Consider the following 12,693-nt stretch of genomic DNA (forward strand, 5'->3'; position numbering starts at 1 on the left):
AAGAAGACAAGCCGGGCTTTCGCGCGCTACATTTGCGGCCGGAAGGTTCGCGACCGATGGCACACGACGACGCACGCACGCTCGAATCCGACGAGCGGCGCTTTACGAACGGCGACGGTGGAGAGAGCCTGGGGCTCGATGACGAGGGCTTGCGCGCGCTGCGCGTGGCGCTCGCCGCTTGGCGCATCGGCCCTGTCGCCGAGGCTGAGCGCAAGGTGAAGCCGCGCCAGCAAAAGTTCACCACCTGGAGCGGCCTCGAGGTCCTCGACGTCGCCACGCCGGCCGACAAACGCATCCACTACAAGGCCGACCTCGGCCTGCCCGGCGAGTACCCGTTCACGCGCGGCGTCCAGCCGACGATGTACCGCGGCAAGCTCTGGACGATGCGCATGTTCGCCGGCTTCGGCACGCCCGAGCAGACGAACCAGCGCTTCAAGTACCTGCTCGCCGAGGGCCAGACGGGCCTCTCCACCGCCTTCGATTTCCCGACCTTGATGGGGTACGACTCCGACTCGCCGCGCTCGCTCGGCGAGGTCGGCATGTGCGGCGTCGCAGTCGACACGCTGCGCGACATGGAGGTCCTCTTCGACGGGATCCCGCTCGACAAGGTCACGACGTCGATGACCATCAACGGGCCGGCGATCGTGCTGCTCGCCTTCTACATCGCGCTCGCCGACAAACGGGGCATCCCGCGCGACAAGATCGGCGGCACGGTGCAGAACGACTGCCTGAAGGAGTTCATCGCGCAGCACGCCTGGGTCGTCGGACCGCGGCCGGCGATGCGCATCGTGACGGACATGATCGAGTTCTGCGCGCGCGAGGTGCCGCGCTGGAACACGGTCTCGATCAGCGGCTACCACATCCGCGAGGCCGGAGCGACGGCCGCCCAGGAGCTCGCCTTCACGATCGCGGACGGCCTCGCGTACGTGGAGAGCGGCATCGCGCGTGGGCTCGACGTCGACGACTTCGCCCCGCGCCTCTCCTTCTTCTTCGACGTGCACAACGATTTCTTCGAGGAGATCGCGAAGTTCCGCGCGGCGCGTCGCATGTGGGCGCGCTTCATGCGCGAGCGCTACGGCGCGCGCAAAGCCGAGAGCTTGAAGCTCCGCACGCACGCGCAGACGGCCGGCGTCTCGCTCACCGCGCAGCAGCCGTACAACAACGTCGTGCGCGTCGCGCTGCAGGCGCTCGCGGCCGTCCTCGGGGGCACGCAATCGCTGCACACGAACTCGCTCGACGAGACGTACGCGCTGCCCACGGAGGAGTCGGTCACGATCGCGCTCCGGACGCAGCAGATCATCGCGCACGAGAGCGGCGTTGCGAACACGATCGATCCGCTCGGCGGCAGCTATCACGTGGAATGGCTGACCGACAAGCTCGAGGCCGAGGCGCTCGACTACATCCGCCGCATCGACGAGATGGGTGGCATGGTCGCGGCCGTGGAGAAGGGCTATCCGCAGCGCGAGATCGCGGCCTCGGCGTACCGCTTCCAGCGCGAGATCGAGGACGAGCAGCGCGTGATCGTCGGCGTGAACAGTTTCGTCGCGTCCGAGGAGAAGAACATCCCGCTCCTCAAGATCGACGAGACGGTGCAGCGCACGCAATGCGACAACCTCGCCAAGGTGAAGGCGAGCCGCAACGCCGACGCCGTGCGCGAGGCGCTCGCGGCCGTGCGCGAGGCGGCGCGGGGCTCGTCGAACCTCATGCCGCCGATCATCGCCGCCGCGAAGGCCTACTGCACCGAGCAGGAGATCTGCGACGTCCTGCGCGAGGTCATGGGCACGCACTCCGATCCCGCCGAGTTCTGACGGGGGGGCGCGCCCGCGCCCCCGGCCCTCCAAACCAGCAAGATCCCACCAGACAGAAAATGCTTGCCCTGGGCGAGCATTCCTACGTAAACTGGGAACACTGCCGGCCTGTCGTCCCTTCGAATTGGGCGATGGAGTCATCGTCGATTCAGAGCCGCACGACGTAGGGAGTCCCACGTGGAAGCTTCTCTTGGTCGGTTTTTGGCCGATATGGCCCTCGATCCGTCCCGTTTGGCCGCGTTCCTCCAGGACCCTGACGAGCTGATGAAGCAGGTCAACCTGGGCGAGGAAGAGCGCCTGGTCGTCCAGAGCGCGAACGCCGCGCTGATGTCGGACTGGCTTTGCACGGAGCGTGGCGGACCCGCCTCGGCGCCGTGGAACTGCCCGGTCCTCATGATGTTTTGAGTTCCCCGGGGGGGCCCCTCATACGGAGCGCTGCTTTCTCAGCGGCCCGCGGGTGAGCCCGCGTGGGCTTCCACCTGTCTAAAATTTGCCGCGTAGCATGTTCTTAGCGAATGCGCCCGCACCGGGGTAGCATGACGCCATGCGCCTGCGCCCGGGCGACACCTTCGACCGGTACGTGATCGAAGCGCTCCTCGGCGAGGGGGGCATGGGCGAGGTGTATCAGGCGCGCGACAACCGCCTGCGACGTCGCGTCGCGCTGAAGGTCCTGCGCAAAGAGGCCGCCGAAGATCCCGAGGGCTGGCAGCGCGCCCTCGTTCGCATGCTGCGCGAGGCCCGCGCCGCCGCGGCGCTGAACCACCCGAACACGGTCTCCATCTACGACATCGGCGAGGCCGAGGGCTTGCCCTACCTCGCGATGGAGCTCATCGAGGGCCTGTCGCTCCGGCGCTTGATCGGCGGCGGCGCCTCGATCCCCACGCGGCTCGGGTGGCTGCTCGACGTGGCCCGCGCCCTCTCCGCCGCCCACCGCGCCGGCCTCGTCCACCGCGACGTGAAGCCGGAAAACGTGATGCTGCGCGAGGATGGCGCCATCAAGGTCCTCGACTTCGGCATCGCGCGGCGCGTGCATCTCGACGCCGACGAGGCCGTCGCTTCCACGCGGCGCGGCGCAGATCTGGCCAAGGTCGGATCGATGCGCGGGGCCGACACGGTCACGAGCGAAGGCGTGATGGTCGGCACCCCGGCGTACATGTCGCCCGAGCAGCTCACGGGCGATCCGGTCGACGCGCGGACCGATCAATTCGGGTGGGGCGTGCTCGCCTACGAGCTCATCACGGGACGCGTGCCGTTCGGCGCGGACCTCGAAGGCATCAAGCTGCTCTCGGCCATCCTGCAGGACGAGCCACCGTCGCTCGAAGGCCTCGTGCCGCCGGTGATCGAGCGTGTCCTCAAGCGCACGGTCGCGAAGCGCAAAGTGGACCGATTCTCCTCGATGGATCTCGTGGTCGACGCGCTCGCGCCCTACGTCGCTTCCGAGAACGCGGGCGGCCTGCACGATGTCTTGATCCCGGGGCCCGATTCGACGCAGCCGGAGACACTGGCCCCCGAGGACGTGGCGCCGAATGCGCGCGTCTTGCCGGTCCGGAGGTCGCGGCCCAGCATCCCGATCGCGGCGAAGTCGGAGTCCGCACCGCCCCCGCGAGGCGCGCTGCCGACGCATACGATGCGCTCGCCGGACATCGACCGAAGCGGGCGGACCACGCCGCCGCCGCCGCCCACGCCCATTGTGCGCGTGGAGATGCCGGGGAACGCGGGGAAAACGACGACGGCGGTGACCACGCTCGAATCGCCGGCCATGCATACGATGCCCCCGCCGAGGCTCGGGCGGCGATTGCCGCGATGGGCCGTGGTGGGCCTCAGCGCGATTTGGGTCGTGGCCGCGGCGGTCTGGGGGACCTTCTGGTATCGGAAGAAAATCGCGCCGCCGCCGCCGTCCGTGCCCACGGCCACGCCCGCGCCCGCGTCCACGCCGATCACGGAGCTGCGCATTGCCGGATCGTCGAACCCTGAGGCCATCGCTGCGTTCCGGGAGGGCCTGCAGGCCTTGCGGGACGCGTCCTGGGAGGTCGCGCGTGGGGCCTTCGAGCGCGCGACGAAGGCCGACAATGGGTTTGGCACGGCATATTTGCGTCTGGCGCTGATCGAACGATTCCGCGCGGACACCGCCGGGACGCGGATGGCATTTCAGCGCGCCATGCAGCTCCGCGCCACGATGACGGAGCGCGACCAGGTTCTGCTCGATGCGCTCGAGCCGCTCTTGCAGCGCGATCCGCCGGACGTGGCCGAGGGGGTCAAGCGTATCGAGGAGGCCTCCCGGCGGTATCCGGGAGACGCCGAATTCGTCGAGCTGCAGGTGGCCATTCAGGCGCGCGCCGAGCCCTCGAAGGTCCTCGCGCTCACGGACCGCTGCATCGAGCTCGATCCCAAGTATGCCGATTGCTGGCAGGTGCGGTCTTATTCGCTCTTCCGCGTCGAACGGCAAACGGAGGCGCTGGCATCGCTCGATCGTTGCGTCGAGCTCGTGCCGGCGTCGGTGGATTGCCTGCTCGAACGGATTCGCGCGCGCAAGTACCTCGGCCAATGTGAGCTCCTCGAGACGGACGTGCGCCGCTGGATCACCAAGGCCCCGACCTCGGCGATCGCGCATAACGAGCTCGCCGTGGCCCTCCACGCCGGAGGGCAGCCGCCCCCGGCCGTGAACGCCGCCGTCGAGCAAGCCGCGAAGAGGTTCCGGGATCAGGGTCGGAACGAGCAGGCCGGCCGGCTGCGTATCCATCACGCCCTGGTCTTCGGCGACTTCGAGGGTGCCGAGCGACTCGCCCGCGATCTGGAGAAGGACATCGCGGGCGAATCACTGGAGGAAAAACACGTCGTCCCGGCGCTCGCGCTGGTCCAGCTCTACGAGGAGCTCGGCCAAGACAAACGTGCCGCCGAGGTCGCGGATCGATTCCTCGCGCAACGCTCGGCGTGGACGAGGCCGGTGGTTCAATTGACCTGGTGGGATTCGACGATGGCCTTCCTGGAGGCGAAGCGTCGGGGAGGAGCGCTCGACGCTGCGGGATACGCCACGGCGCGCGAGGCGTGGGCGAACGGCTGGGTCGACGGGACGGGCGATACGAAGCAGGCGGCCGTCTGGTTCGTCGGGTACGCGGCGCCCGCCCGGAGCGAGACCGATGCGCGGGAGGCCCTCGCGGCGCAGCCGCCGCTCCAGCCCGCGGCTTTTTATACGCAAATGGCGCCCAAGGTGGAGATGTGGCTCGGCGGCATTCATAGCCTGGCGGGGGATCCGGAACGCGCCCTGCCGCACCTCGAGATTGCCGCTCGCTCCTGCACGGCGCTCGACGAACCCATTCAGCATACCGTCGCGACCTTCCGCCTCGGCCTCGTGCGGGAGCAACGAAACGACAAACCCGGCGCGTGCGCCGCGTACCGCACCGTCCTCGGGCGCTGGGGTCGTACAAAAGGCTCGGTCACGGCCCAGGCGGCCGCGGCTCGGGCGAAAACATTGAAATGCGGCGAATGACGCGCGCGGCGCGTGTCGTCCGCGGGCATGGGAGGCATCGCGCAGGATGATCAAAGAAAAGGGGTCGCTCGCTGTCGTGGGGACCGGCATCAGGACGGTCGGTCAGCTCAACGGGGACACCATTGCCAGGTTGAAGACGGCGAGCAAGGTGTTTTACCTCGTCGCCGACATCGTGGGCGAGCAGGTGATCAAGCAGATTCAGCCAGCCGCGGAATCGCTCGGTCGGTTTTACCGGCTTGGTGGGGCTCGCAAGGAGGCGTACGACGCGATGGTCGAGCGCGTCCTCAGCGCCGTGCGTGATGGCCACCGGACGTGCTTCGCGGCGTACGGCCATCCCGGCGTCTTCGCCTTCCCGACGCACGAGGCGGTGCGCAGGGCGCGCGCCGAGGGCTACGACGCCATCATGCTCCCCGCCATCTCGGCCGAGGATTGCCTCTTCGCCGACCTCGGCGTCGACCCCGCGAATCCGGGCTGCGTGAGCCACGAGGCCACGCGGTTCGTCCTGTACAGGAAGCCCATCGACCCCACGTCCGCGCTGGTCCTGTGGCAGGTCGGCAGCTTCGGCGACCCGACGTATCAGCCCCAGCGCAATCGAGGCCGCTGGATTCACCTCCTCGTCGAGCGGCTCCTCGAGCATTACTCCCCGAGCCACGAGGTCACGCTCTACGAGGCCGCCATCTTCATCAACTGCCCTGCGCGTATCGAGCGCATCCCCCTCGGCGCCCTCGTCGACGCCGAACTCAGCCCCGCCACCACGCTCTACGTTCCCCCGGCCCTGCGCGACGAACTCGACGACGAGACGTGCGGCGCGCTCAGCATCAGATCCGAGCACCTGAAGCGCTGAATCGCGCCCTCGCCATCCTTCCGGCGAACCTTCCTTCGCGCTACCCTCTGCGCCATGCCCCTTTCGCCTGGAGACAGGTTCGATCGGTACGTCGTCGAAGCGCTGCTCGGCGAAGGCGGCATGGGCGAGGTGTATCGCGCGCTGGATACACGTCTCGGTCGCGCCGTCGCGCTCAAGGTGCTCCGCCGCGACGCCCAGGGCGCGAGCGAGACGTGGGGCCGGCAGGTGCGCCGCATGCTGCGCGAGGCGCGGATCGCCGCGGCGTTGAGTGATCCCGGCATCGTCGCGGTCTACGACGTCGGCGAGCACGAGGGCACGCCTTTCATCGCGATGGAGCTCGTGCAGGGCAAGCTCCTGCGCGACCTCATCCGCAAAGACGCGCCGATCGGCGAGCGGATCGCCCTGCTCTCCGCGGTCGCAGAGGTCCTCTGCTGCGCGCACCGCGCCGGGCTCGTGCATCGCGACGTCAAGCCCGAGAACGTGATGATCCGCGAGGACGGCGCCATCAAGGTCCTCGATTTCGGCATCGCGCGACGCACCGACGACGAGCTCGCGGCCGAGGGACAGGACGATTTCGCCACGCGCACCGGCGACGGCTCGTTCATCGGCACCCCCGCGTACATGGCGCCCGAGCAAGTGAAGGGCGAGGCCATCGACGCGCGGGCCGATCAATTCGCCTGGGGCGTGACCGCGTACGAGCTGCTCATGGGCAAGCTCCCGTTCCGTTCGGATCGCGGGCCCGTGAGCCTCATCGCCTCGATCCTGAGCGACGACCCGCCGCCGATGGACGGCGTGCCGCCCGAGATCGAATCCGTCGTCCGGCGCGCGCTCGCCAAGGAGCCCGCCGATCGTTACGCCTCGATGGAGGCCATCGCCGCGGCGCTCGCGCCCTTCGCCATGCCGATCACCACGCTCGTGCGCAGAAACGACGAGCCCGCGAGCGCCGCGCGTCGTTCCGTGCAGGAGCCGCGCCCGCCGGCGAACACCTCCTCGCGCGCCATGACGACCCGCTCGTCCGCGCGCCGCGCTGCCACGCATCACACGCCGCCCGCGACGAGCACGCGTGCTCCCTCGCGCTCGCGCCGCTTCCTCGGCCTCGCTGCCGTCGTCACCGTGGGCCTCGCGACGGCCGGCGTTTTCCTCGCGCGCAAGGCGAGAACCGCCCCGCCGCCCGTGCTCGCGCGGACCGCGCTCACGCCGGTCCCGACGGCCGTCACCGCCCTGCCTTTGCCTTCGTTCGCCAATGAAGAGGCGCGCGCGGCGTATCGTGAAGGGCTTCAGGCGTTGCGGGACGGCGCCTGGAGGACGGCGTATGCCGCCTTTTCGCGCGCCACGCAGGCTGATCCGGGCCTCACCGCGGCCTGGCTGCGCATGGCCATCGTCATCTGGGATGCCGACGTCACGACCGCGCGGGAGCATTTTCGCCGCGCGGTCATGGGCCGCGCGACGCTCGAACCGCACGACCAGGCCCTGCTCGACGCGCACGAGCCTCTCATTCAGCGCACGCCGAGTGATGTCGGCGAGTCCGTCCGACGCCTCGCGCTCGCCACCACGCGATTCCCAGGCAACGCCGAGATCGCGAACTACTATTCGATGTTCGCGATCGGCTACTTGCCGCCCTCCGAGGTCCTCCCGCTCGTCGATCGATGCCTCGCGCTCGATCCGCTCTATGGCGATTGCTTGCAGGGTCGGGCGCGCCTGCTCATCCGCCGCACCGGGCAAGTCGAGGAGGGGCTCGCGGCGCTCGAGCGGTGTATCGAGGCCACGCCGGCCGCCTCCGATTGCCTCATGGATCGCGGCGACACGAACATTGCGCTCGGCCGATGCTCGCTCGTCGAGACCGGGGCGCGCGAATGGATCGCCAAGGTCGGCTCCGCGCCCATCGCCCACATGCAGCTTGCGGCCGCGATGTACGCGCGCGGCGCGCCCGAGGCCGCCGTGAAGACCGCCGTCGAGACCGCCGCGGCGCAGTTCCGCGCGCAGGGGCTCGAAGCCGAGGCCAGTAAGCACCTCATCCTGCACGAGATCGCCGTGGGGAGGTTCGAGCAAGCCGAGCGCATGCTCCGCGATCACCAGCGCCTCGTCGCGAACGATCCGGCCGCGGGGGCGCACGGCTGGGCTGCGATCACACTCGTCCAGGTGCTCGAAGAAATGGGCCGCGACGCGGATGCGGGCCGCGAGGCCCAGAGCTTCCGCGCGCGCCGCGGGGCGCTGATCGCCGAGCCGCTCAGCGGGGATTTTTCCCTGCATCTCCTGCGCGCCGAGCTCGCTGCCGGGCTCGTCACCCGGGAGGCGTACGAGGCCGAGCGCGCGGCCTGGGTGAAGAGCCACCCCGAGCCCCTGTATCGCATCGGCGTCTGGATTTCCGGATATGCGCTCCTCGCCCGCGACGCCGAGGACGCCAAGGCCGCGCTCGCCGCGATGCCGCAAGAGGCCTTGACCAAGGATCGGAGCTTTTCCCTCCACCTCGGCCTCGTGCTCGACAGCGCGCTCGGCCAGACGTATTGGCTCGCGGGGAACCCCAAGGCCGCGCTGCCGCACCTCACGGCCGCCACCGTCTCGTGCGGCGGCCTCATCGAGCCCATGATGTCCACGCAGCACATGCGCCACACGAAGAGCCTCCACCAGCTCGGCCTCGTCCGCGAGGCCCTCGGCGATCGCTCGGGCGCTTGTGACGCCTTCGGCCGCGTCCTCGCGCGCTGGGGCGGGGCGCGCGCCTCGCGCACCGCGTCCGAGGCCCGCGCGCACGTGAAGGCGCTCGGGTGTGAATCGAAGGCCGGTTGACGCATGGCCGAGTCCACGCGGTTTTCGAGCGGCGAGACCTTCGGCCGGTACGTCGTCGAATCCCTCCTCGGCGAGGGGGGCATGGGCGAGGTGTATCGCGCGCTCGACACGCGCCTCGGCCGCAAGGTCGCGCTGAAGGTCCTGCGCAAGGACGGCGATCTCTCCGAGGACGCGTGGGCGCACGAGGCCTCGCGCATGCTCCGTGAGGCGCGCGCGGCCGCGGCGCTTTCGCATGCCGGCATCGTGGCGATCTATGACGTCGGCGAGCTCGACGGCACGGCGTTCATCGCCATGGAGATCGCCGAGGGCGAGCCGCTTCGCGCGCTCGTCGGCGGGGACGCGGCAGATGCGCGCAAGATCCAGATCCTCCACGACGTCGCGCGTGCGCTCGCCGCGGCCCACCAGGCGGGCCTCGTGCACCGCGACGTCAAACCCGAGAACATCGTCGTGAGCCGCGCGGGCACCGTGAAGGTGCTCGATTTCGGCATTGCGCGTGGCCTCGATCGCGAGACCGATCCGGGCGCGCGCACGCTCGAGGCCGAGCCCGCCGAGTCCCTGTTCCACGGCACCCCCGCGTATACGGCGCCCGAGCAGCTCACGGGCGAGGCGCTGGATGCGCGCACCGATCAGTTTGGCTGGGGCGTCGTCGCCCACGAGCTCTTCGAGGGCGAGCTCCCGTTCCGCGCGGACAAGGGCCCGGCAGCCCTCATGAGCTCGATCCTCGCCGACGAGCCCAGGCCCATGAACCGCGCGCCCGAGGCAATCCGGGCCCTCGTGAAACGCGCGCTCGCCAAGGATCCCGCGGATCGATTCCCCTCGATGACCGTGCTCGCCGACGAGCTCGCGCTCCTGTCGATTGAACCCGAACCCGAACCCACGCCGCTCCCGCCCGCCGCGGCCCGTGTTTCTGCGACCCGCGCGCTCGCCCTCGTCGCCGTCCTTGCCGCGCTCGCCGCCGCCGCATGGTTTCTGTTTCGCCGGGAAAAACCCGTCGACAGCGCGCCCGTCGCGCCGACTCCATCGGCTGCGCCGCTCGTCAGGATTGCGATCACCGATCTACCGCTCCCGACCACGGACAACCCCGAAGCGCTCGTCGCGTATCGCGAGGGGGTCCAGGCCGTGCGCGACGCCTCGTGGACGACGGCGCGCTTCGCCTTTGATCGGGCCCGCAAGGCCGATCCTTCGCTCGCGCTCGCGCACCTGCGTTATGCAATGGTCGCGATGGACAGCGAGGACCTCAACGCCTCGCGCGAGGCCTACCGGGTCGCCTTCCTCTTGCGGTCCTCGCTCAGCGACCGGGATCGCTCCCTGCTCGACGCGCTCGAACCCTTTTTGCAGCGCGACCCGCCCGACGTCGCCGAGATGCGCCGCCGCTTTGCGGACCTCTCGGCCCGGTACCCCGGCGACGCCGAGCTCGTGTACTGGGAGTTTTTCCCGATCCCCCAGCGCAAGCCGGCCGATCTCCTCGCGTTCACCGAGCGTTGCCTCGCGCTCGACGATCGATATGCCGATTGCTTGCAGATCCAGGCCCGCGCGCTCATCGCGCTCGGGCGGCACGAGGAAGCGCGGCGCGCGCTCGATCGGTGCGTCGAAGTCGCTCCCACCGCGGGCGACTGCATGTTCGACCGGGCGGCCGTGGAGATCATGTCGAACCGATGCGTGGGCCTCGAAGAGGTCACGCGGAGCTGGGTCGCGCGCGAGCCCGATCTCGGCCGGGCGCACAGCTATCTCGCGTGTTCGCTTTATGGGCAGGGCCGCGAGAACGCCGCCGTCCGCGCCGTCGTGGACACGGCGACGCAAAAGCTCCGCGCCTCGGGATTCCAGGTGGAGGCCTTGACGCTCGACTTCGGCTTTGCCGCGGGCACGGGGGATTTCGAGTCCGCGCTCCGGATCGCGCGACAAACGGGCGTCGTCGGCGACATCGACCACGAGGCCGGCCCCACGGCCAAACACGTCTTTCTTTTGATCGAGCTCGGACGCACTGAGGACGCGGGCCGCGTCGCGCAGGACTTTCTCGCGCGGCAGACCGCCTCGCTCCGTTCGGGCACCATGGATTGTACCGTCGATCCCGAGCCGTCGTTTTACGCCGCCGCGCATCGCGCGGGCCTGCTCTCGGAGGCCGAGCGAGCCTCCCATCGGGAGTCCTGGATACGCCGCTGCGTGCAGGAGGGTGACGCCGCAGGCGCCTGGTACGGCGCGTATGCCCTGCCAGCAACGACGCCCGACGAGGCGCGCGAGGCCCTCGCCGCCATGCCCTCCCGCCCCTCGCTTCCTGAAGGCCTCCCTTACTACCGCGCCCGGTCTGCCGCCGCCCTGCGCGGAAAAGTCCGTTTCCTCGCCGGCGACATGGACGGGGCCCTCCCGGACCTCGTCGAGGCCTCCTCCCATTGCGGCATGTTGCTGGATCCGGTTCATTATCTGCAGAACCAGCATCGCCTCGGTGTCGCGCGTGAAACGCGGGGCGAAAAGGACCTTGCGTGCGAGGCGTACCGGTCCGTCCTTTCGCGGTGGGGCGCGGCGAAGGACTCGATCACTGCGCGCGACGTCGCGCGTCGGGCCAAGGCGCTCGGCTGCGAGTCCCGGCCCGGACCTTGATGGCCCGCGCTGGGCGTGTCGTTTCGCACGGCGTTGCGCTCTTCAGGCCCCCGGAGGGGGCATGAACCGCAAGGCAAAGCGCACTCCGGGCCCCCCGAGGGGGCATGCACCGCAACGTCGAGCGTGCCGAATGCCCTCCGAGGGGGAGGGCAACGCTCGACGTTGCGGTGCGTGGGCCTTCGAGGCCTCCTTTGGTGCGTAGACCAACCGTCGAGGGGCACCCTCGGAGGGCCAAGGAGCGCTTCCTGCTTCGGTTGGCCTGGCCTCGAGGGGTCGATGGGCGCAGCGCCTTGCGAGGGTCGGGCCTCGGAGGCCTCCCTCATCGCAAGCGTGAGCGATGTTCGGGCCTCCTGAGGCTCTCCATCTCACATCCCCGAGCCCATTTCGACCCCTCGAGGGCGCCTCGCACCGCTCCGCCTTGCGTATCGGACCCCTCGGGAGGCACCTCGCACGCAATGCGAAGCGGTCGGGGACCCTCCGGGGGGAGTCGATGGCGGTCACGCTTGCGTAGGCGCATGCCGGCGAGGGGAGCCCGGAGGGAGGAGGACGCGGCTTTGTTCCCATCGGACCGTACGTCCTCCTTTGCTGCGAGCGGTTCGCGATGCGAGGTGAAAGCGGGCTCCGTGTAGAAACTACTTGCTGCCCCTCACAGAGGGCTGTTACCTTCTGCCTCGGATCACGCGTAAACGAACACGCGGCAACGTCAATGCGTCTGCGCGTGTTCAGGAGGTGAGAACATGGACTCGCGACTGAAGGACTTTCTCACGGATGCGGCACTCGATCACGACCAGCTCATGGTCTTTTTGACCGATCCGCAGTCGGCCATCCAATCGGCGCAGCTCTCGGCGGACGATGAGCGGGCGCTGCGGACCGGAAACCCCGACATCATCTACGCGCGCATCCAGGGGCGGACGTACGATCCCAATGACCCGCTCTCGAGCAGCGCACAAGCCATCACGAATTACAATTACCCGTACTATCCCAACGACACGGGCGAGACCGTTTGACGAGCTGCGGACGACTCCTGCTCCGTCGTCCCACGCGGGCGGGGTCATCGAAGGACCAGCCCGCCGCCCCCGTCCGCACATAACATACTTACCTAGCACTCCAGCGCTGCACGCATCTGTCCCGTAGAGGACGAGCGTGCCAGCGCTGTCGCTTGGAATATCATCGCC

At 69.3% G+C, this 12,693-nt stretch carries 7 protein-coding genes; all 7 read left to right on the forward strand.

Going from position 1 to position 12,693, the window contains the following annotated elements:
* The first annotated feature begins 56 nt into the window (after nt 1-56).
* The 7 genes from KEG38_RS03325 (at nt 57) to KEG38_RS03355 (ending at nt 12,525) form a co-directional block, all read left to right on the forward strand.
* The gene (locus KEG38_RS03325) at nt 57-1,808 is read left to right on the forward strand and encodes an acyl-CoA mutase large subunit family protein (protein WP_272417508.1); all 1,752 of its coding nucleotides are present in this window, start codon (nt 57-59) and stop codon (nt 1,806-1,808) included.
* A 177-nt stretch (nt 1,809-1,985) separates the two neighbouring features.
* Nucleotides 1,986-2,213, forward strand: a complete 228-nt coding sequence (locus tag KEG38_RS03330; protein ID WP_272417509.1) for a hypothetical protein — start codon at nt 1,986-1,988, stop codon at nt 2,211-2,213.
* 139 nt (nt 2,214-2,352) lie between these two features.
* Entirely contained in the window at nt 2,353-5,295 is a 2,943-nt protein-coding gene (locus tag KEG38_RS03335; RefSeq protein ID WP_272417510.1) for a serine/threonine-protein kinase, read from the forward strand.
* A 46-nt stretch (nt 5,296-5,341) separates the two neighbouring features.
* On the forward strand, nt 5,342-6,139 hold the full coding sequence (locus KEG38_RS03340) for an SAM-dependent methyltransferase (RefSeq protein WP_272417511.1): 798 nt from the start codon (nt 5,342-5,344) through the stop codon (nt 6,137-6,139).
* 54 nt (nt 6,140-6,193) lie between these two features.
* A complete protein-coding gene (locus KEG38_RS03345; protein ID WP_272417512.1) occupies nt 6,194-8,923 on the forward strand; it encodes a serine/threonine-protein kinase in 2,730 nt (909 codons plus the stop codon).
* 3 nt (nt 8,924-8,926) lie between these two features.
* Nucleotides 8,927-11,518, forward strand: coding sequence for a serine/threonine-protein kinase (locus tag KEG38_RS03350; protein WP_272417513.1), 2,592 nt, complete (start codon nt 8,927-8,929; stop codon nt 11,516-11,518).
* Between the two features lie 737 nt (nt 11,519-12,255).
* Nucleotides 12,256-12,525 (forward strand): hypothetical protein, encoded by a 270-nt coding sequence (locus KEG38_RS03355; protein WP_272417514.1) that lies wholly within the window; start codon nt 12,256-12,258, stop codon nt 12,523-12,525.
* The last annotated feature ends 168 nt before the right edge of the window (nt 12,526-12,693 follow it).

Origin of the sequence: Polyangium jinanense, assembly GCF_028435265.1 — a bacterium.
Lineage (GTDB): Bacteria > Myxococcota_A > Polyangia > Polyangiales > Polyangiaceae > Polyangium > Polyangium jinanense.